Source organism: Streptomyces sp. NBC_00663, from assembly GCF_036226885.1.
In the GTDB taxonomy this organism is placed as follows: Bacteria; Actinomycetota; Actinomycetes; order Streptomycetales; family Streptomycetaceae; genus Streptomyces.
Genome location: NZ_CP109027.1, coordinates 9301223 through 9323590, shown reverse-complemented (window position 1 = coordinate 9323590; position 22368 = coordinate 9301223). Strand labels below are relative to the sequence as shown.

Below are 22368 nucleotides of genomic sequence, written 5' to 3'. Positions count from 1 at the left end.
GTCTGCGGTCGGCGCCCCAACCGGACCGCCCCGCATGGTTACTTGACGGTGTGCGTGACATGAACGGCCGGTTCCGAACGGACGATTCCGCACCTGACGGAGCATCAGTAGACCTGTACTCACAGGGGAGTTGGTGCCGTGGCCGCACGATAGACACCGTCTGTCCGGGCCAGGACGATAGCAGGACCGTACACGGGTCCGAACTGCCTCACCCCGCCGTCCTGTTCGATGATCGTCAGTCTCACGCCCAGCTCCTCACTGAGTAGTTCAGCGACGACGTCGGTGACGCGGCCGCCGTCCCCGCTCTGCCGCAGCAACCGGTAGCGCTCGGGCAGGGAGAGGTCGATCTCCGCCACGGGAAGGCCGGTCCCGCCGAGTTCGACGAAGACACGCTGCTCCGCGTTGAGCGCCACGCCCGCCTTCATGAGGTCGGTGGTGGACAGTTCCTGCCGGCCGCCGAGCCAGCCGGGGTCGGCGAGCAGCGGCGCCCTGTCCGCGGCGTCAGGGGTGGCGAGCCGCTGCTCGACCCAGCGATGCACCGCGTCAGGTCCGCCCGGGGCCGAGAGTGCGGCTACGAGTTCCGCGTCGCCCTGTGTCAGCTGCGCGGGGTCAGCCCGCAGCGCGTGGACCAGCGCCTCGGTGAACCGCTCGCCTTCTCCCTCGCCTTCTCGCTCGCCTTCTCCTGGTATTTCGTGCAGGTGCAGTGGCGTGCCGCCGAGGGTGAGCACGCCTCCCTCGCTCCAGAGGGGCGTGGGCGGGGCGGCAGGCCGGCTCTCCTCGTCCGCGGCGACGGTGTGCTCCGTCGGCTTCTCCGGCTCGCTCGGCCCGTCGGCGGTGGCGGCCAGGGCACCGCTGTCGTGGGCCGCTGCCCGCAGTCGCGCCAGGGTCGCCGCTGACAGTCCGGCCGTCAGCCGTGCCGCGTCGGCCTCGTCCGCGCCGTGCCGGCGCAGGAGGCCGGCGAGCCGGTCCCGTGTCTCCACGTCCTGTGCGGACAGGGCGGGCGGCGGGGTCGGCCGGTCCTCTCGTTCCGGCCGCGGGCCCGGGGCGGTGCCGGTGGGTGCGGGCTCCGCGGGGATGAGCGCCTCGTAGTGGTCGCGGCCGTTGTAGTGGACGTACACAACAGGGCCGGTGACATCCGGGGCGAGGTCCACGACGGTGTGGCCCCCGTCGGCGGCCGGCTGGACGAGGACGAGCCGCACGCCCAGCCGGTGGGCCAGCAGCGCGGGCGCGTCGTCGTAGAACGGGGTGTGCCACAGCGCCGAAGACGCCAGCGAGCGGGCGACCAGAGCGCCGTAGCCGATGGTGGTGAACGCGCGGCGGTCCGCCGGGATGTGGGCCCTGGACTCCGGTGGCAGGGAGGACCGGATCCGTCGCCACACCGCGTCCGCCCGTGCGTCGCCCGCCGGAGCGCGCAGCAGGCGCAGCACCTCGGCACGCAGCGTGTCGGCCTGGGCCCGCCGGGTCAGGCTGCGGGCCCGGTCCGGCTCCGCCTGCCACGGGTCGGTCGGGGCAGCGGGCAGGAGCTCCGCGACGGCTGCCGCCGGGAAACCGGAGAGCAGCTCGCGCTCCTGGTCGTCGGCCGCCAGGGCGCCCAGATCCGCCCGGCGCCCATCCAGCGACAACTGCCGCCTGATCCGGTCGCGTTGCTCGTCGGTGAGCACTGGCGGCTCGTTGTGGCCCAGCAGATCCTGTAGCGCGGTGAGGCCGGGGAACAGGTCGGCGACCAGGGTCTCCACGGGATCCTGGGCGGCGTGCAGGGCGCGGAAGGCAGCGGCGTCGGCCGATTCCGTGTACCAGCGGGCGAGGTCGCCTCGCACCTGCGGCAGGGTCGCGGCCGAACCGGGAGCCTGCCGGCCCGGTTGTTGAGCCGCCATGCTGTCCAGCACCGCGTGGAACAGACAGTCACCGTCGCCGGCCACCGGTCGTACGGTGAACGACCGGTCGCCGGTGTCGACCCTGCGTTGCGATCCCCCAGGTGGCGCCGACGGCACTACGGATGTGGAGCCGCCGCCCGTCGAGGTCCGTGCCGCGGTGTCCTCGTCGGTCACAGGTGGCACCGCGGTCGTGGTCCGTGCCGTCTCCGCCTCCGTCACGGGCGGCAGCCCCAGGGGCCGGGCCGGCTGGTAATGACGGTCGGCCAGGCTGAGGACCACGTGCGGGCGAGGGACACCGGCGTCGTCGGTCAGGCCCCGGAGCCCGCGTCCTGCCGTGGCACTCGCCGGGTCGAAGTGGTCGAAGGTTCCGTCGGCCCTCACCACGGTGATCCGCACGCCGAAGGTCCGCGCGGCCAGCATCGGCAGGAGGTCCGCGGCGGAGTGGTTCCAGCCACGCTCCGAGTCGGCGTCGCCGCGCCGCAGAAGCTGGGCGACCGCGAGTCCCGCGCGGGCCTCCGCGCTCAGGTCGGCGGCGTGCGGGATGACGCCCAGGGCCTCGAACTCGCGGCGGACCGGCGTGTCCGTGCCGAGGTCCAGGCCCGCGTCGCTCACCTCCCGCGCGGTGAAGGAGTCGGTCTCGTCCGGGGTCACGAAGGTCAGCAGATCCACGTCGGCCGGATCGGTCAGCCGGGCGGCCAGCCTTCGGCGCAGCTGAGGGACGGCGTCGGGGCTCGCGGCGTCGATGCCCGCCGCGGCGAGCAGTTCGGGTGCCACGCCGTCCAGGCCGTGCAGGAGCGCGTGGAAGAAGGCGTCGCCGTCGTGGTCCACCTCGCTCAGCACATAGGCCTGCCGGCCGCCGGGTGCGGTGAGGACGGTGTGTTCCTCGGTGACGGTCCGGGTGTAGCGGGGCCGCTCAGGGGGCGGGGGCGTGGTCGGTTTCGGCGGCGCCTGGTAGGTCACCGCGGGGGGTTCTTGAAGGCCGTCGAGTTGCCGTCTGCCGTCCGTGGTGGCCGCCAGCCGGTGCCAGCGGGTGAGCTGGTCGGTCGCCGCCCGCACCCGGTGGTATTCGGCCGCGGCGGTGTCCGCCGCTGCCCTCAGTCGCTCCAGGTCCTGGCGTCGGGACTCGAAGGCGTCACGGGCCGCCTGAAGGCGTTCGGTGGCCGCGGTCTCGGCCCGTGCGGGCTGATCGAGCCGTCGGGCCGCCGCGGTCTGCCGGGTGCGGGCGCCGGCGACGCGTCGGGCGGCGGCTTCGCGCCGGGTGTCAGCGGTCTGCCGGGCCCGAGCGGCGTCGGCGGCCGGGGTGAGCGGCGTGGTCCGACCGTGTGCGGCTTGCTCCAGCGCGGCGAGTCGGTCGGCGGCCTCGTCGCGTTCGCGTCGGGCGGTCCCGACGGCGCGGTCGGCCGCGTCACGCAGTTCGTCCGCTCGCCGCCGCGCGGCGGCCAGGTCGGCGGTTGCCTGGTCGAGCTGGTCGGGGGCCAGTTCGTTGCCGGGCAGTTCGGCCCAGCCGGGCAGCATGTCCAGCGTCTCCTGCGCCGTGGTCACCAGCGCCGCCGCGGTGGCGCGGTCGGCCCTCGCGGTGTCCCGCGCCGTCTTCAGGCGAGCCTCGGCCGTGTCGAGCGCGTCCGCCGCCCGGTCGAGGTCGCGTGCGGCGTCGCGGGCCGTCGCCGCGTCCGCCGCGGCCTGCTCCAGGGCCGCGTCGGCCGCTTCGGCGGCGTCCAGCAGCGGGTTGAGGCGGTTCCTCGCCTCGTTCGCCGCGCTCTCGGCCGTACGTACCGCGTCTCGCAGGTGGATCGCCGTACGCCGCTTCTTCCAGTACGCCTGGTCGGCGTCGACCCAGCCCTTGCTCGCCTTCCCCACCGCGTCCCAGGACGTGCCGACGGAGGTGGGAAAGTTCTCGTCGGTGATCAGCAGCAGCTCGCGGGCGACGTCCTCCCGCACCCAGGCGACGACGTACGCCTCGGACTCCATGGCCTGCGGCCCCGGCCGGACGTGGCCGAACGTCCCGCGCAGGACGGTCACGGCCTTGGAGTCCCTGAACGTGCGGTGGACGTCGCCGACACCGACGAACGTGGTGGGGATCGCGAAGAGGAAGGTGCGCCCGGTCTTCGGCTTGAGGTTCCTTGAGGTCAGATGGTCGTCCCCGACCGGCATGCCGTCGCCGTCGAGGGCGTTGGGGCCGGGGCCGAAGAGCCCGATCTGGTTGAGGCCGACGCCGCTCGGCGAGTCGTACAGGAAACCGCCGCCGAGGTTGCCGCCCTGTGTGTGCTCCCCGGCCGAGGAGGTGCCCGCGTTCTCACCGTGCCGCCGCAGCACCTCCAGCTTCTTTCCGTCGGCGACGGTCAGCAGCAGGGCGCGGCTGAAGTCCGGAGTGGAGTGCAGGGACAGTTCGCCGTCGTCGGTGCCCAGGAAGGACTTCTCGGTCAGTCCCGCGATCCGGTAGCCCTCGGGCTCCAGGGTGCGCGGGTAGAACGCGGTGACCGCCATGTGGCTGGTGCCGTCCTCCAGTGCCTGCGCGGAGCCGGTGCCCAGCCGTGTGAGGCCCGTCGTCCGGGTCGTGCGCAGGAGCGCGGTCAGGGTCGCGGCGTCGGGGCCGTCCGTGGACTCCAGGGCGGTGAGGGAGAAGCCCCCGTCGTAGGACCGCGTGAGGAGCAGGTCGTTCGCGGCGCGGATGTTCTCCACCCCGATGACGGCCCGGGGGTGGAAGCCGTTCTCGGGGAAGGTGAACGGCCGTCGGACACCGTCGCCGTACACGACGGTCACCTCCCGCCGCACCGGTGGGACTGGCGTCGGCCGGGGTGCCCTGGCCAGCGCGGGATCGGAGCCGGGGTCCGGGGCGGGCAGGGCCTTGCGTGAGCCGAGCACCACAGTGCCGGACGGGGCTGCGGCGGGCGTGGCCGGCGCCGGCTCCATGAGACTCAGCGGCACATGCTCGCGCAGGCCCCCGACCGCGTGTTCCTCGACGATCCTCCGTCTGCCCCGGAAGCGGTCCAGGGCCGTGGTCGTGCCGTCCTCCGCCGTCCGGCCGGTGCCACCCCCCGAGTTCGGGGTGTCGTCGGCTTCCAGGGTGATCCGCATCGTGTACGGCGTGACGATCTCCGCGTGCGGTTCGGTGGACGCCGCCCGGTAGATCGTGACGGTGGTGGTCGTGTGGCTCGACGACACCGTCCGCTTGGAGGAGCCGCCTTCGGTGTACGTGGGTCCGGCGCCCGCGACGGACGCGTTGCCGGTGTGCACCAGTTGGCTGGTCTGGAGGGCGAGGTCCGCGCCGGAGGACGCCTCCGAGTTCTTCTGGACCGCCTCGATGGCCCGCCGGTTCTCCTCCATCTCCACGCTGTGGTCGAGTCCGTGGAACTCGGGTGTCCCCGCGACGAGTTCGACCCGCACCCGGACCCATCGGGTGCCGATCCGTACGCTGCCCCATCCGGAGCCCTTGACCGCGACCATCGTCGACGGGCCCGTGGTCGCCATCTCCCCCTTCAGGGCTCGGGTCGCGCGGGCCGTCACCAGCTGCCGGATCTTCTCCCGGCTCGGCTCGTCCAGTCCGAGACCGTCGAGCCGCCGCTCGAAGGCGAGCAACGCAGCGGTCGGGTCCAGGGAGTTCACCGCGTACGTACCGAACGGGGCCCCGAGCAGCCACGGTTGCGGCGCCCAGAGGTGCTGGGTGTAGCGGGGGACGTCGCCGAGTCCGTCGTCGATCAGGCCCATCCGGTAGGCGCTCTTCTCCGGCAGGTGCGCCAGCAGACCGGCGGGGGTCGCCACCTCCGTGCCCGCGGTCCCCGCCAGGGCCGACGGGACGAGCGAGCTGCCCGCCGCGGCCCGCCCGAACCGGCCCGTGCCGAGGCGGCTGGTCGTGAGCGCGAACCAGTGCTGCACATCGCCGGCGACCAGCACCTGGTGGGTGAACCCCTTGCGGTTCATGTCCGCGACGACGGTGCGTACGATGTTGCTGCCGTGGGCGCGGGACCGCGAGACGGGGTTGGCGACGAGCCCGTAGACGCTCAGGAGACCGTGCCCGGGGTCGCGGGCGGCGTTGTAGCCGAGTTGGCCGCCGAAGACGAACGTGGTGGTGTTGCTGACCTTGCCGGACGCCTGGCGGGTGCCGCCGAGGATCATCTCGGTGTCCATGGCCATCGAGCCGGTGAGCATGGTCAGCCCCGACACCGTGGTCGCGTACCGGAAGGTCCCCCACAGTTCGGCGGCGGGCCCCTTGCCCAGCAGACCGCTGCCCGTCAGCCCCAACGGGCCGGAACTCTGGTCGAAGTTCGCGGTCAGGTACTGGGGAGTGAAGACACGGGTGATCGCCTCTCGGGTGGGGGCACCCTCCTTGACCAGCTGCCAGGCGCTGCCCGAGGCACGCCGCAGGACCCGGTTCGCCTCCGCCACCAACTGGGGTGACAGGACCACGTTCACGATCACGTACGGGTGCCGGCCGAGCTCACGGAACTGGTCGGTGCCGCGCCCGGACAGCCGTTCCGTTCCCCGCCCGCTGTCGTCGGGCAGCATCAGGTCGCCCTTCGCCAGGGCGAGGGCGCGCTCCGTGCTCATCGTCACCAGGGCGGGCTCGTCGGTGAGATAGGGGTTGAGCGCCCCGTCCGCGTGGGGGTCGGCCTCGGGGGTGTGCTGGACGGGGACGCTGATGAGCACCTGCCCCGTCACCGGGCCGCCGCCCCGCAGCAGCCCCTGTGCCGTCCGGCCGAACAGGATGTCGGTGGGTTCGTCCAGGACGAGCAGTCCCGGCAGCCCGAAACCGAGGCCGCGGATCAGGCCGCGGGGGCGCCAGTACCCGCCCAGGGTCGCGGTGAGTTCGAGGTCGTAGCGGTACAGGTGAGTGGGCTGGTTGCTCACCGACATCGGCTCGTTGGTGACGGTCGAGCCGAAGCCGCTCTCCGCCTCCCGCTGCCAGCCCTTGCGCGCGCCGAGCGTCAGCCCGAGCGTGTTCCGCGGCAGCCCCGCGTCGTCGACGTTGTTGTCACGCCCCGACAACGTGCCCTCGAATCCCAGGTCGACACCCCGCTTGGCACTGGTCTGGCCGTCCATCCGCTCCACGCCCTGGGCGCTGAAGCGCATGCCCTCGTTGAGGTCCTTGCCCTCGTAGCGGCGTCCGGTCAGCGTGCCGTGCACCCAGACGGTGTAGTACGTCTGTCCGACGGAACCAGGGTCGGTGAGCCGGATGCCCAGACCCACCGTGGTCAGTGCCTCCAGGCCGGCAGTGACGCTCTGCTGGGACAGCACACCGAGGATCTGCAAGGTGTTCTGGAGGGCCGCGTGGTACTTCACCGGGTCCGACCAATGTGGTGGCACGGGCAGGCTCTTGGCCGCGTCGAGGACCCCGCCTGGGTCGCGCCGCATCATGTCGTGGAAGCGGGCGCGCCAGCCCTTCGGCAGGTTGAGCTGGTCGAGGGGGACGACCAGGCCCCGGCGCCGGGCGGCGACGGCGTTCACCACGCTGTCCGCGAAGGCGTCCAGCAGCGTGCGGCCCACTCCGTCCGCCGCGTCCGGCAACAGCCGGGTACGGCGGCCGTCGTCGAAGGCGAACTCCTTCACCCGGTGCATGCCCAGGGTCCGCGGCCGGTCGACCGTCAGATAGGCCGGGGCGAACGGCACCGCGCCGTGGCGCAGGACGAGCGAGGTGCCGTCGTCCCAGCCGGCCAGCCGGCGCGCCTCGGAGCTGGTCATCCGGTCCAGGCTCCAGGTGAGGAACTGGGCGGGCGGCCCGCTGTCGCCGGCCCGGCGCACCCGGACCGACTTCACGACCACATACAGGGCGGTCCTGAGGCCCTTGACCTGTCCCGCCGACTTCAGCGACCCCGCGCCGCCAAGGCCGCCCTGACGGTTGCGCGCGAAGGAGTACTGGGCGTTCGGCCCGAACTGGAGCCGTAGGTCGAACGGGGCCAGGCCCGGCTCGAAGAAGTTGAAGGCGGGCCCGGCCGCGGCCTGGAGCAGCACACTTGTGCCCTGCGCCCGGCTGCGTTCGCTACGGACCGTGGAGGTGTTGATGTCCCGCATCTCGGCCTTGTCGGTCTCCCCGAAGAGCACGGCGGTACGGGGAACGACCTCCTCGACGACGAAGACGCCCAGGGGCGACTTGTTCTTGTCGTCGGCGAAGAGCGGCGGGGTGGTGATACGGCCGCGCGCCATCGTGGCGCTGTGCCGCTGGAAGCTGTCGCCCGAGAAGAAGGTGTCCAGTTCGTCGTAGGCCGTGCTGCCCGGCACAGCGCCGATGAGCCGGGCGGCCCAGTCCCGGATCACCGCCACCGGCCCGTAGCCCTCCACCCGGACGAAGCGGTACTGGGAGTCGCGGCCGAGGTCGATGGATCGCGGGATGCGGCCGGGCCTCGACACCTTGGTCACACTGTCGGGGAGGCGTACCTGGAGCCCGTTGCGGACACCGAACTCGAAGCGGACCGGCACCACTTGGGCGTTCTCGGAGTCGTCGGTGCCGGTGTGCGTATCCGTGTCTGAGTCTGTCTCTGTGCCTGGGTCTGTCTCTGTGTCTCTGCCCGTGACGATCTGCCCGGTGGCGTCGGTGACCCACAGCTCATAGTGAAGGTCGTCCAGATAGGTCCGGGAGTCGTCGAGTGTGCGGGTCTCCATCTGGTTCTGGCGCTGGTCCGTCAGCGTGTAGCCGACCTTGTCGATGAAGCCGAACCGGAAGGCGAGGCGGCCGTAGCCCCCGAAAGCCGCCGCGCCGACGGGTCCGAGCGGCCCGCCGAGGCCGTACTGGGAGTTGGCCTGCATGTTCTTGGTGAAGCCGAAGACCGCCGCGGCCCGGTGCATGCTGTCGATCTTCGAGGCGTGACCGATGCCGTCGTCGTACGGCGTCCAGTTGCCGTGATGCCGCGTCCTGATGTGCAGGACCCGCAGTCTGCCGTCCTCGTTGGGATACGGGAGCGGGCGCCCGCGGTCGGTGAGGGTCTTCGGCTTCTGCGTAAGCAACCGCGTGATGTCGGCGGACAGTTGATCCTGATCGCGAGGCCGCGCGCCGGGCCGACGTCCCAGCTCGCTCCGGATCCTGTCCACCACCTGGGCGATCCCGCGCAGGGCGACCGTGCTTTGGCCGAAGGTGCTGGGACTGTCCAGGAGTTGACGGCGCTCGTCGTCGGTCAGGTCGCTCGGAAGGAGTGCTTCGAGATCATCGACATACGCGGGCATGGTGCGGCCGGCATCAAGCTGTGCGGGGGTGCGCCGCCGGGCGGACGGGGCCGGCAGGGCGGCATCGAGCACAGGGGTGTCTCGCATGGCCTGCGGGGTCGTGGTGGCGACCGGTGCGGGAGCCGTGTCGACCGCTTCCTCGGCCTGCTGGGGTGCCGTCCGCTCACCGGGCAGGTCCAACGGCAGGTGAACGGCCTGGGAGCCCTCTCCCTCAGGCGTCAGGAACACACCCTTCGAGCGGTCCGCCACCAGGCTGTACGCGGCCGTTTCGGGGTCGAGTTCGTCCAGGACGTCGCGCAAGGCGTCGATGTTCTCCACTCGGCCGATCCAGCCGCTGTCGCCCCGCAGATACGCCCCCGACGGCAGGTGGACGAAGTCGTCGCCGAATCCGACCCAGCCCTCCGCGGTCAGTTCCACCCCGTCGGGCAGCCTGACCCGGCCCGTGTCACTGACCTCGTACCCCAGGGGCGTGGCGGCCGACGAGCCGGACCGGACCGACACCGAGTCGTCAGGGTCGGACGGCTCGCGCAGGGTGATGGGGAACCATGTCTCCTCCGGTGTGTTCTTGCCCTTGCCCTCGGGCACCGGCACGTTCCCCACGGGCACGACGGCCGGGCCGGTCTCCCCTTCCGGGGCGCGCCGGGGCGCCATCAGGGTCACGGAACGTCCCACCGGCCAGCCTGACGCCAGCGGGTCGACTCCGTTGTCCCGGGATCCACCGCGCAGCCCGCCCCGCCGCCGGCCGTCCGCCCCGGCATGGGGATCGAAGGCCATCGAGGGCAGGAGCAGCGGCGCCTCGGCGGCGGGGGCACGGGGCTCGGGTGCAGTCCTGGTGCTGCCGGCGGGCGCACTGGGAACGTACGCGGTCTGCGGCAGCGGGAGCGGCGGGGCGGCGGAGGGGGAATCCGAGTCGTCGTCGGAGTCCGAGTCCTGGTCGGAGCCGGAGTCGGAGTCCTCATCGGACTCGGAGTCGGAGTCGTCCTCCGAGTTGTCCTCCGAGTCGTCATCGGTTTCCGCCGCGGCCCCGTCCGCCTCCGACTGGGCCGCATCGTCGGCGAGTTCGGGAAGGTGCTCGCGCACGGCGTCCATGTCCAGCGGGCCCCCGTCGGCCGGGAGGCTGCCCACCGACTCGACGGTCGCCAGGACGTGTTCGTCGAACAGGTCGTCCTCGGGGCCGAGTTCATAGACCCGGGAGACGTACTCCGAGATCGCGTCGGGCCCGGACAGTTCAGGGAAGAGCGTGCCCGCCGTGTCGCGCAGACGCTGGAACGCCCCCAGCCAGCTGGCCTGGCCGGCCTGGTCGTTGCCGGGGATCTCGTCGCCGAACATGGCTCTGGCGGTCCGTACGGTGTCGACCACCCGGCGACGGAGCTCCCCCGGTGAGTCGCCGGTGAGGCCCATGCCCTGGGCCAGGCCGTCGAGGAGGTGGATGTCGCGCGGGCCGCCGAACTGGTTGAAGCCGTCCCAGCGCGCCCACCGCAGATGCTGGTCGAACAGCTCCATGCCGTCCTTGAGATGGGCGACGATCTCCGGCACCGAGAATCCGCCGAGGAACAACGAGTGGGAGTTCATCAGCACGGCTGGCCGGAAACCCTGCTCCAGCAGGAACTTCTGCATCAACGTGTGGACGTTGACCCGGCTGTTGGCGTCCGTGAAGGGCTGGAGGACCTGGAGGGCACGGGCCACCCGAGCGATCGCCCGGAGCTTGTCGTCGGGGCTGACCGCGACGGCCACCTCGTCGTAGTACCGGTCCAGCAGCTCCTGTACGGCGTTGCGGGCGTCCTCGACGGTGTAGTTGCTGGAGACCCGGCCACCCAGCCAGAAGACCATCATCGGTCGCGGGCCACCCGGCTGCTGCGCGTTGAAGTCGACCAGCAGGGGGCGCCCGAGAACCGTTTCCTCGCCGACGTCCGCCGCCAGGCGTTCCACGCCCGTACCGCGATGGGTGACCATCGAGGAACCCGACCAGGTGGTGGACCTGTTCTGGCCGCCGTCGGTCAGATGACGGGTCGCGAGGTCGTGCATCTCCTCGTAGGCGGCGACATCGACGCGGGTCCAGTCCCGGTCGCCGCTGCCGCCATCGAGGACCTCGGCGTACAGCTCGGTCATGCCCTTGCGGTAGCCCGGGTACTTGGTGCGGTCGAGGTGACCGCCGATGTCCTCCGGCTGGGGCGCGAAGACCTCGTCATGCACGTTCGGGTCGATGAACAGGCGCCACCACGACCCCTGGAGCAGCAGGTTCGACAGGCGCGGTACGGCGGAGCGGGGCGGCCGGCCGGAGGTGCCGCCCTGGTAGAACTCCCGGACCCGTTCGTTCGGGAACCGGCCGCCGACCGCGACATGGTCGCGCAGGTCCTGCTCGCTGAGCGGTTCCAGCCGGTTGTACCGGTCCCAGGAGTCGTCGTAGCCGAAGTCCAGGTCGTGACGCTCCGGATGGTCGTCCTCGGAGGCCCACAGTTCGGCGGCCTTCAGCACTTCGTGCAGCGAGTGGTGGCGGTTGCCCAGCAGGGTGCCGATGAGCGCGAGGCGCATCAGCCCGAGGTCAAGGCCCGCCTCCCACTGCGTGTTGGCCGCCTCGACCGCGTTGAGCCAGAAGTAGGCGGTACCGGACAGGCCGGTCATGAGCAGGGCGCCGGTGCTCTGGGCGGCATAGTGCGGCGAGTCCTCCACGGTCAGCGGGCGCTCGTCCGTGGGCAGCGGGGCGGGCGGCCTGTGGGAGATGCCGGAGCGCTCGGCGCCGGTCGTCCACGCGCTGCCGCCCGCGGAGAAGTCCCGCTCGGCCTGGCTGAGGGGCGGGCGCAGGCTGTTCGGGTCGCGCTGCGGCGTCGGGCCGTCCGAGGGGGCACCGCGCCAGCGCCGGTCGGCTTCGATCAGGGGCGGATACGTCTTCCGCGTCTTCTGGAGGTTGTCGAAGACGTGATAGCGCAGGGCGTTCCACAACAGCACCGTCTGCTCACGGAAGTTGCCGTTCTCCACGACCTGTTCGAGCGCGCTGAGGGACCGGCCGACCGAACCGGGCACGGAGTTGTCGAGGGAACCCAGCATGGGCCGCAACAGCGGAGGCGTCTTCTCCCACAGCAGGGCGACGAACCGCTTGACCTCCGCCGTGACGTCCGGGTGCTCGGACAGGAAGTCCGCGAGCCTGCGCTCGTACTCCTCCGCCTCGCTCTGGTACCGCAGCCGCTCCAGGTCTTCGGGGCCGGCCAGGCCGTCATCATCAGAGTCGTCATCATCCGAGTCGTCGTCATCGGAGTCCTCCTCGGACTCGGATGCGGAGTCCTCCGCTGTTGCGGCAACCGTCGTGGGGCGCGCCTCAGGCGCCGCGACCAGACCGTCGTCATCGGAGTCCGACTCCTCGTCCGAGTCGGCCTCGGAGTGGGACTCTGACTCGGACGAGGTCTCGTCCTCCGAGTCGGGATCGGGGTCATGCGCGGGTGTGGGTGCGAGTGCGGGTGCCGGTGCGGACGCCGTGGGCGGGCGGTGCGGCGGTGCGGCGATCGGTTCGTCGTCCGAGTCGTCGTCGAGGTCCGACTCGTCTTCGGATGCGGCCGAGTCGGAGGATTCGTCGTCGGCGTCCGAGGACTCGCCGTCCGAAGCGAAGGGTTGCGGGCCCGAACGGGAGCCGCCTTCCCCGGCCGTGGGCACCGCCGTAGGCGGGGCGGGTACACCGCCGTCAGCGCCGCCGCGCAGGCGGGCGGGCAGGTCGAGCCCGTGTCTCAGCCGGTCGGCCAGGGTGGTCGCCGCTTCCCGGCCGCCGCCCGTCACCAGCACGTCGGCCACCTGCCGTACGGCGCTCTGGTACGACTCCAGGGCGTGCCGCGAGTCGGCGAGCACCGGATGCAGCTCCAGTGGGAGCACGAGGGAGACTGCCGTGCTCCAGGCCTGCCCGGCGTTGTCCCTGGTTTCGTCCGGTACAGCGTCGGCGAAGTCGACGTAGGCCTCCTGCCAGATGCGCCGGGTGGCGTTGGCCGCCGTAGTGTCGAGCTCCGGGGACCAGGGTCCGGGCTGCACCATCAGCGACTTGACCTGGTCGAGGACCGTGGGGTCGGACGGGTCGGTCACGTCGCCCGGCTCGGCGGGCAGGTCGGCCACCGTGATCCGGTCGGCGATCCAGTGCCGCTGCGCCTCGTCGCGCCGGACGACCGGCACCTGCCCGGTGTGCTGGTCCGGGGCGTAGGGGTCGATCCCCCACTCCCGCAGGCGTTCCTCGGTCTCCATGAGGTGGGTCTCGGCCTGCCGCACGTCCTCGGTGGCCCGCGTGAGCGCGTCGGCGTCGCGACTGGAGCCCACGCCCGCCTCCACCCGCTGCCGGATGGTGTCGGCCCTGCCCTGGGCCTCGGTGACGGCACGCCTCGCCTCGGCGTGCTCGTCCCGCGCCTCGGTGACGGCTTCCGGGGCAGGCTGGCGCGCGGCGCCGCCCGTACCGATGCCCGGCGTGTGGGAGGGGCCCGTGCCCGTCGACACGGGGCTCGCGGGCGTGATGGTCTTCGGGTCGGACGACGAGGTGTCCGACCCCACGGACTCCGAGTCGTCGAGGTCGGTGGGCGTGGCAGCGGTGTCCGTACCCGTGGAGCCCGGAAGGGGGACGGAGGACTTCGGCGGTGTGAGTCCGGAGGTGTCGCCGAGGTCACCGGTCACCGTGGAGGTGGTCGGGAGCGGCGAAGCGGGGTTGAGCACGGACTCGATGTCCGACGACGCCGGGGACGACGGGACCGGGTAGTCGATGGGCGTGACAGTGGGATCGGACCGGTACGGCGAAGTCGTGGCGTCCGAGGGCGGGTTGTACGTCCGCGATGAAGCCGTAGGCGACGAGGGAAGCGGCGCTGTCACCGAGGTCGTGGGCGAAGGGGTGGGAGTGAACGTCGAGTTCGGCGTCGTACGACTCGACGTCGAGGACGTGGTCGACGACGGCAGTGGTCCCGGAAGCACCGGCGGCGAGGACGTCACCACACTCGTCGGGCCCGAACCGCCGTAGTCGCCACCTGAGTTCACGGACCCCGGCCCGGACCCTGATGAGGTTCCCGCTCCCCCACCGGACCCGGACAGGTCGTTGATCTCGGTGAAGGTGTCCTTGTTGTCGAAGTACTTGTTGTACGCCCACAGCCCCGCGCCGCCGAGGGCGACGGACGCGCCGAGTTCGAAGACCGCGCTGGAGCCGCTGCCGACGAACGTCTCCCACTTGAAGTCCCAGTTGCCCTCGAAGGCACCGGTGACGATGTACTCGCCGAGCCCCTCGGCCGCGCCGGCGATGACGAAGGCACCGACGACCTCGGGCGGGCCGTTCCTGAGGAACTTGTAGGTCAAGTCGTTCGGGTTGAACTTGAACTTGTCGAGGACGTCGGCGTTGAGGTCCTTGAAGATCGACTTGAAGGGTTTCGCGACCCATTCGAAGACACTGCCGAAAAATCCGACGACCGCGCCGAACGCGGCGGCCTTACCGACGTCGCCCCAGTCGATGCCGTCGGGTTTGCGCCGGCCGCTGTTGAGGGCGATCTGGGCCAGCCGGACCGCGAGGGTCTGGAGGGCCTCGGTGACCGCCTCGGTGAGGGTCGGCATGATGTGCGTCATCGTCAGCAGCCGGTCGATGATCATCAGGACCGCGAACCTGCTCCGGGCCCGGGCCAGGAAGATCTGCGACACGGAGGCACCGCCCGTGAACGCCATCAGCGCCGTGAGGATCGCCAGTTCGGCGATCAGCATGATGATCTCGGCGATGATCTCCCACTTGGCGCCCTGGACGTTCTGGGAGAGGTCGATCTGCCGGTTCTCGAGGTCGGTGATCTGGTCGAGGACCCGCTGGACGGGGTCGTTGCCCCGGCCCTCGCCGATCAGCATGGTGAGGCCCTGGACGTACTGTTCCGCGACCGCGGGCGGCAGGGAGTCACGGGACTTCTGGATGGTCTCGCGGGCCGTGTCCCTGAGCTTGGTGAGGTTCTTGCCGTAGTAGCTGTAGAGCTCGCGGCTGGCGTAGAGCAGATTCTCTCTCGCCTGCAACGGCATCTCACCGATGAGGACGAACAGTATCTTCCGGACGTCCGGCGGGAAGTTGATCTCCTCCATTCAGCGCTTCCCATCCCCTGCGATCGCCATCGTGCTCATACGTGTCCGCCCGCTCAGTGCTTCCCGGACCCGGAACCGTCCCCGAACGAGTCCAGCCGGTTGTTTTGCAGGTTGATCCCCTCCAGCGCGTCCTGCTGGGTGCCCTCGATGTTGCGCAGGTTGCCGAGCGTGGCCGATCCCAGGTAGGCGAAGGCGTTGCCGTACTCCCGGAACACGGACAGCAGGGTCTCGTTGGCCTCCGTGTAGGCCGGGTAGTTCTGCTGGTAGAACTCGTCGTCGTAGCCGTACGCGCCCTGGTACTCGGCCTGTTGGGCGACGAAGTCGTCACCGGACTTCTTCGCCAGGTCCGGCAGGGCTCCGATCAGTTCGACGCCCTGCCGCAGACCGGCGGGGTTCGCCTCGTACCTGTCCGAGCTCATGGCTACCGTCCTTGTCCTCGGGGCTGGTTGTCTTCGGGGTCCTCGTGGATCTCGTCGCGCAGCCGGTCCTTGGCCGGCCGGCCGCGGCCGGTCCCCGTGCCGTCCTCCAGCGCGGAGCCGAAGAGGCGGTCCCAGTCGATGTCGATGCCGCCGATTCCCGTGGCGCCGCCGCCCTCCCGCTGGATGAGCGGGGCGAAGGTCTCCATCACGCGGTGGGCCATCTGCGCGCGAGCCTCCTGCACGGCCTCCATGATCGAAGCGGCCAGCTGGGGGCCGGGCAGGTTGCGGAACCGGCCGTCCAGGAACTTCAGCCCGGTCAGCTCTCCCTGCGCGCCGACCGTGGCCTCCACCGTGCGGTCCCGGGAGCGCGCGGTGGCCGAGGCCTGGTTGAGTTCGCCCTCGGCGCGTGCCACGGCTTCCTGCACGGCCTCCAACTCGGCCATGGCCTGGGCCAGTTTCTGCTTCATCGACTCACTCATCGGCCGATCACGGCGGGTGCGCCTCCTTCGTCCGCGCCCCAGACGTCCTCGTCCTCGGGCTCCCACGCCTCACGGGCGCGGTTTCCGCTCTGTGTCTCCGGCCGCCCCGGCGCTCCCTGGCCGCCGGCCGGCGGGACGAACGGGGTCGCACCGGCCGTGGGGCCGCCGGCCGCCACCCGCACCTCGTCGTCCGCGTAGCCGCCGTTGCCGCGGGCCGCGCCCGAACCGGTGCGTGTGCGGCGGTTGCTGATGACGTCGCTGTCGATGACGTTGCGGACCCGCTCACCGTCGTTGTTGCCCGCGCCGCCGCCCGCACCCATGCCGCCCATGCCGCCCATCGGCATGCCTCCCATGGGAGTTCCGCTGCCGGTGGACGACCCCGTCCCGGCGGCGCTGTCCTGCCCGCCGCCGGTCGTGGCGAGGCCCGGGAAGGCACCCGTGTTCAGCAGTTGGCGATTGCTCGACGCCGGCTGGGCGGTGCCCGACGAGCCGTAGTCCAGGGGGGATTGGTAGGGGGTGTCGTCGTACAGCTCCTCCTCGTAGGAGGGGTAGTCGTACGACGGCTGGGGGCCGGCGGACGAGCCGTACGTCGGCAGGTCACCGCCGTTGAGGTAGCCGGAGGACGTCGAGCCGTCCGGGAGCGTGATGGTGGTGGCCCCGGTGTCCGGGTCGACGGTCTGGACGGTTCCGTCCCCGTACTCCGTGACCACCTGCCCGCCGGAGTCGAGGTGGGTGACGCTGCCGTCCGGATTGGTCAGCAGATCACCGGTGTTGAGCGGGCCGGAGAGGGTGGTGCCGTCGGCGCGGGTGACAGTGGAGCTGTGGGTGAGCGGGTCGATGGTGGTGGAGCTGCCGTCGGGGTACTCGGTGACCACGCGCCCGGAGGAGTCGATGTGGGTCTCGCCGCCGCCGGGAAGGTCCAGGGTGGCGTCGTTGACCGGGCCGCTGATGGTGGTGGGCGACAGTTGTGACGGGTCGCCGTTGTTGAGGATCCCCTGGCGCGCGTCGTCGTACTGGGCGAGCGCTTCCTGCTCCCGCTTGGCCGCCTCCTGCTCCAACTGCCGCTGCTCGGCCTCGGCCTGGGCCTGCTTCTTCTCCTGCTCGGCCTGGAGCTGCTCCTGCTTGGCCTCCTGCTCGGCCTGCTTCTGCTCGGCCTTCGCCTCCGCCTGGGCCTGCTTGGCCTCCTGCTCCTTCTCCTTCTGCTCCGCCTTGGCCTCGGCCTCCTTCTCCTTGGCCTCCTGCTCGGCCTTGGCGGCGGCCTCCTTCTCCTCGGCCTTCCTCTCCGCCTCGGCCTGCTTGGCCTCCTGCTCCTTCTCCTTCTGCTCCGCCTTCGCCTCGGCCTCCTTCTCCTTGGCCTCCTGCTCTGCTTCCTGCTCCGCCTGCTTGGCCTCGGCCTCCTGCTCCTTCTGTTCGGCCTTCGCCTCGGCTTCGGCTTCCTTCTGCTCCTGTTCCTTGCGCTGGCGCTCCTGTTCGGCCTTGGACTGGTTCATCTGGGCGATCTGGAGCTGTTCCTGACGCGCCTGTGCCTCGGCGGCCTTGGCTTCGGCTTCCTTCTCCTTCTGTTCCTGCTTGGCCTCGGCCTCGGCCTGCTTGGCCTCTTGTTCCTTCTCCTTCTGCTCCGCCTTGGCCTCGGCCTCCTTCTCCTTGGCCTCCTGCTCAGCCTTGGCGGCGGCCTCCTTCTCCTCGGCCTTCCTCTCCGCCTCGGCCTGCTTGGCCTCCTGCTCCTTCTCCTTCTGCTCCGCCTTGGCCTCGGCCTCCTTTTCCTTCGCCTCCTGCTCAGCCTTGGCGGCGGCCTCCTTGGCTTCCTGCTCGGCTTTCTCCTTGGCGGCCTTCTCCTCCGCCGCCTTCTCCTTGGCCTCCTGCTCGGCCTTGGCCTTCGCGGCCGCCGCCTCGGCCTTCGCCGCCTGGTCCTTCATCCACTGCATGTAGGCGGCCTGCTGAGCGGCGGCTTCCTCCGCCTTCTTCTCCGCCTCCTCCTCTTTGACCTCGGCCTCGTCCTTGGAGAGGCCCTCCTCCAGGGAGCTGCCTCCGCGGGACTTGATGTCGCCGAGGTCGAAAGTGGACTTGCTCCAGGCGTCCTTGACGTCCTTGAGGGCGGCGACGGCGGCCTTGTCGAGCTGGTCGACGACGGACTTCTGCCAGTCGAGGATCGCCTGGTTGCCGATCTTCGCCCAGGTGGCGAGGTCCTTCAGGTCACCGAACTCGCGGGCGGGGGTGTTCGCGTCCCCGGGGTCCTTCGCGTTGTTGTCGAACTCGGCCTCCGCGACGTAGTTGACCGTCGACGGGGCCTCCGAGTAGCTGGGAACGATCTCGTAGGTGATCTTCGTGATGTTGTGGTCCCACACGTACTTCGTGATGCGGGACAGCAGGGCGTGCAGCCAGCTCAGCGGGTTGCCGTCCTTGTACTCCCAGGTGGCCCAGCTGGTGTGCAGGTCCCAGGCGGCTCCGCGCAGCGCCTTCTTGGCGTCGCGGATCTCGTTGCCCTGTTTGGAGAAGTAGCTGCCGTTGGGACTCATGTCGTCGGCGTAGTCGCTGTACTGCTTGTTGAGCTTCTTGACGAGGTCCCAGAAGACACCGGCGGCCGTGCCGCGCCAGGCGTCGTTCTTCTCCAGGCCGACCCGGGTCTGCCACTCCTCGATCTTCTTCTGCTGGTCGACGAAGAACTTGGCGGCCCGGTCGAACGCCCCGGCCACCACGTCGAAGTTGTTCAGGGTGACGGACGCCGCCTCGTCGACGGACACCTCGTTCCAGGAGAAGCCATGGGTGCCCTCGGGCTTGTTGAGCAGCGCTTCGAGGGCGAGCCCGGTGCCGTAGCTGTATTGGGCCAGCGGCCGGGTGTCCCAGGTGGGCTTGCCCATGCCCAGGTGGTTGTCGTACTGGCTGCTGAAGGTGCCGCCCTCGACATAGCCGCCGGACGGCGGGTCGTCCCCGCTCTTCTGGCCGAGGAGGGTGATGCGCGCCTTGTGCATCGTCACGTCCGACCCGGCTCCGCCGTTCCCGCTCGTGCGGTAGAAGGGGATGACGAAGTCGGTGTTCTGGATCCGGTAACCGGCGTTCTCGTAGAGCCAGTTGAGATCCTCGGTGTCGACGTAGTCCACCTGGGAGACGTCGGATATCTCGACCTTCATCAGGGGGATGCCGTCGTTGCCGACCAGGGTGTCGAAGAGGGTGTCCCGCGCCGGTGCGACGTATCCGGTGAACAGTTTGATGGCTTCGTGCCAGTGGTCGTTCGTCGCACTGAGATCACCAGTGATCTTGCTGGGGTCGAGAGCCATGGCGAAGGGCCTTTTCCGTCAGGTGGGCCGGTGGTCGGACCGGCGGCGGGGAGAGTGTGGGGCGGCGGTGCGGAGGTCAGTCGTCCTCGTCGCCGGCTCCCGAACCCGACCCTTCGGACAGGACGCTGTCCACGTCCTCGAAGAAGTCGAGGAAGTCCTCGCCCTTGATCTTGTCGAGGTTCACGTCACGGGCCTTGAAGAGCTTCTCGATGGTGTCCTCCAGGCCGTCCTGGATCTCCTCGAAGAGCTCACCCTGCTGCTTGAGGATCGCGGTCACCTCGCCGATGAAGGCGTTCAACGCCTTCACCACGTACTGCCCGTTGGTCCAGCTGTTGTCGCCGGCCATCAGCCCGATCGCGATCGGGTTCTTGTCCTGGCCGGTGAGGAAGCCCGCCCGGCTGCCTCCCCCCTCCTCCAGGTCGACGAGGGCCGGCACCGCGAGGGAGGTGTCTCCCGGCGCCGTGCCCTCCAGGCCCATCTTGCGCAGTTCGTCCGCGAACGGGATCACGTCGTTGTCGAGGAAGTTCTGCAACCAGGCCTTGTTCAGATTGACCGTGGGGGCGGTCTCCGCCATGCCGTACTCCTTTGGATGCTGCGCCTGTCGGTTACCGCCCCGGGGTCAGGGGGCCGCGGAGGAAGTGAGGGCGGTCAGCCGCCGATGCGGACGCTCTGCCAGAGCTGTGTCAGGGAGTTCTCGCTGTACTTGTAGGACCCGGAGACGTCGGTGAGCAGGGCCGAGTTCTCGGCGAGAATCCGCTTCATCGTCTCGACAGCGTTGTCCCAGGCGGCCTGCTTCTCGGTGTAGACGGAGCGGTCCTCACCTTCCCAGGTGTTGCGGAGCTCCTGGAGTTCCGCCTCCAGGTTGGTGAGGATGCTGTCGATCGCCTTGGTCTGCTGGACCATGTCGTCGGCGGCGTTCTCCATGTGGGAGTAGTCGACGTAGATGAGTCCGTCGGTGAAGTCGGGCATGGCTGTCCTCGTCTCTTGGCGGGGCTTGTCGGGCGGAGGGGCCGGAGGGGGGCGTCAGCCCGCCAGCTCGTTGAAGATCGCTTCGGAGCGGTCGTAGGCCTGCTGGATCGACTGGACGGCCGAGCCCTGCTGCAAGCCCTTCGCCCGGAGCGTCTCGTTGAGAGTGTCGATCATGCTGTTCAGGTTGACCGAAATGATCTCTGCCTGCTGGTCCCAGCGTTCCAGCAGCTGGTGGAACGCGCCGCCGTCGCTGCCGGCGTACCCCGACGAGAGGGTGTTCTTCATGTTGTCGACATCCTGACGGCAGCGCTGCACGCCGGCGAAGGCCTGCTCCAGCGCGGTGACGCCGTTCCGTGTCGCTTGTTCCTCTGACTGCTGCTTGCCGGTGGGCGTTGTCATGGGGGCCGCGCCTCCTGAGGTTCAGGGTGAGTAAGTGAGCTTAGATGATGGTGAGTTGAATGATTTTTGGTCTACCTCACCTCGCGGTCGCCTGGCCAACCCGAGCGATGGGATGACGCCAAGAGTTCATCCCCCGTCCGCTTCCGCCCCGTCCGGTCCACCGACCGTTCGCGCGGCGCCGGTGCCACGGGGCTCAGCCGCGGGCGCACCGGCCGCCTGGCCGTCCGCGGCAGCGCCTGCCCCACCGGTTCCGCAGCGCGGTGCCGTCGTGGTGCTCGTCCCCAGCGCCGCCGCCTCCGGGGTCAGATCGGGCCCGGTCGGCAGCATCGCCAGCAGCGGTGCGGGAAGCCCGCGGGCCTGGCCCTGCGCATAGCCGAGCGCCGTCAGCGCCTGCGCCGAGCCCACCCGGTACTTCATCCCGGTGTCCGTCACCAGGTAGAGGGTGCCGCCGACCGCGCTGCCGCTCGCGCCGAGCACCCGCACCAGGTCCCCGCCGCCCGGCGCCACCGTGATCCTGCCGACCGGCACACAGGCCGGTGTCAGCCCCTCCGGCGGGGCCTGCGCCGCCGGGCCGAGGTCGGCGGCCGCCACCAGGGCGACGCTGATGCGCGGGCCCTTCCCGCCCGGCTGCACCCGGACGCAGGCGGTCCTGCCGTCCTCGACTCCGACGATCCGCGGCGGTGCGGCGGGCCGGTCGGTGTCCTGTGCCGACGTGTCGGCCCCGGGCGCCAGATGGCCGCTCAGCGCGTCCGCGCCCAGCGTCCGGACCTGCGCCGCGCGCCCTTCGTAGACCTTCTCGCGGACGTCCGGGGCGCCGAGCAGCAGTGCCGCGCCGGTGGCGGTGAGGGGGGCCAGGCCCTCGCGGCGCAGCAGGTAGTAGCGCTCCGCGGAGCCGGGCACGGTGACGCGGAACACCTCGCCGATCCGGGTGCTCCGGCCGCCGAGCGCGGGGCCCTGCGCGCCCAGGCCCGGGACCTCCGCCGGCGTCAGGTCGGGGCCGGACGGCACGGAGTTCAAGAAGGCCGCCGACACCGCGACGCGCGGTGTGGAGCCGTAGCCCAGGGCCTCGCGGGCGCCGGTGTCCCGGTCCAGCCGCAGCTTGCTGCCCCTCCACACCAGATAGTCGGCCTTGTCGGGCCCCGTCACCAGCAGCGCCTGCGTGGTGGGCAGGCCCGCCGCGTCGGCCGGCACGCCGACGGCGAGCGTGGTGCCGGTGGAACCGGTGGCGGTGCCCGAACACACCTGCCAGGGGCCGTCGTCCAGCTCAGCACCGCCGGGAAGCACGTCAGGGGCGCCGGTGATCCCGACGGGCGCCCCGTGGGGCGTACCGCTCAAGGAGCCCGCCCCGACCGTCGCGACCGTCATGTCGGCCCCCGCCAGCAGCCGCGCCGAGGCGTAGTTGCGCACCGGCCGCAGCCGGCCGTCCAGATACAGGTAGCGCGACCCGGTCGCCTTGTCGACCACGAGCGTGCCCGGCTCCTGCCAGGAGTCCTTGGCTCCCGGCTTGAGCATGCCGAGCACGAACGCCCCGGCGGAGAGCAGCACGGCGATCACCACGCCGATCACCACTCCGCGGTTGGTCCGTCCCTGGGGGCTCTCTGGTGCGTCCGGATCCGCGCGCAACATGCTGGAGGTGAGCCGCCCCATGACGAACATGTGCGCCTGGACCTGATCACGTCGGGACTGCATGGCGGCGTTCGGTGCCTTTCGGTTCAGCGTGGGTTCGGCCGTCGGGCGGCCT

Annotated in this window: 8 protein-coding genes; all 8 read right to left on the bottom strand. The window is 70.9% G+C overall.

What is annotated here, in order from left to right:
* Positions 1-119: 119 nt before the first annotated feature.
* The 8 genes from OG866_RS42335 to eccB all read right to left on the bottom strand — a co-directional run bounded on the left by OG866_RS42335 (position 120) and on the right by eccB (position 22316).
* A complete protein-coding gene (locus tag OG866_RS42335) occupies positions 120-15086 on the bottom strand; it encodes a hypothetical protein (RefSeq protein ID WP_329343133.1) in 14967 nt (4988 codons plus the stop codon).
* Between the two features lie 53 nt (positions 15087-15139).
* Complete coding sequence (locus tag OG866_RS42330; RefSeq protein WP_329343131.1) at positions 15140-15505, bottom strand: hypothetical protein; 366 nt, start codon at positions 15503-15505, stop codon at positions 15140-15142.
* Between the two features lie 2 nt (positions 15506-15507).
* The gene (locus OG866_RS42325) at positions 15508-15972 is read right to left on the bottom strand and encodes a YbaB/EbfC family nucleoid-associated protein (protein WP_329343130.1); all 465 of its coding nucleotides are present in this window, start codon (positions 15970-15972) and stop codon (positions 15508-15510) included.
* 8 nt (positions 15973-15980) lie between these two features.
* On the bottom strand, positions 15981-19259 hold the full coding sequence (locus OG866_RS42320) for an AAWKG family protein (RefSeq protein ID WP_329343128.1): 3279 nt from the start codon (positions 19257-19259) through the stop codon (positions 15981-15983).
* Positions 19260-19335: 76 nt separating this feature from the next.
* Positions 19336-19833 carry a type VII secretion system-associated protein gene (locus OG866_RS42315; protein ID WP_329343126.1) on the bottom strand — a complete coding sequence of 166 codons (498 nt, stop codon included), beginning with the start codon at positions 19831-19833 and terminating at the stop codon, positions 19336-19338.
* 74 nt (positions 19834-19907) lie between these two features.
* Positions 19908-20228 carry a WXG100 family type VII secretion target gene (locus OG866_RS42310; RefSeq protein ID WP_329343124.1) on the bottom strand — a complete coding sequence of 107 codons (321 nt, stop codon included), beginning with the start codon at positions 20226-20228 and terminating at the stop codon, positions 19908-19910.
* A 54-nt stretch (positions 20229-20282) separates the two neighbouring features.
* The gene (locus OG866_RS42305) at positions 20283-20627 is read right to left on the bottom strand and encodes a hypothetical protein (protein WP_329343122.1); all 345 of its coding nucleotides are present in this window, start codon (positions 20625-20627) and stop codon (positions 20283-20285) included.
* Positions 20628-20753: 126 nt separating this feature from the next.
* Positions 20754-22316: a type VII secretion protein EccB gene (gene eccB, locus OG866_RS42300; protein WP_329343120.1), complete on the bottom strand. Its 1563-nt coding sequence runs from the start codon at positions 22314-22316 to the stop codon at positions 20754-20756.
* Positions 22317-22368: the final 52 nt, after the last annotated feature.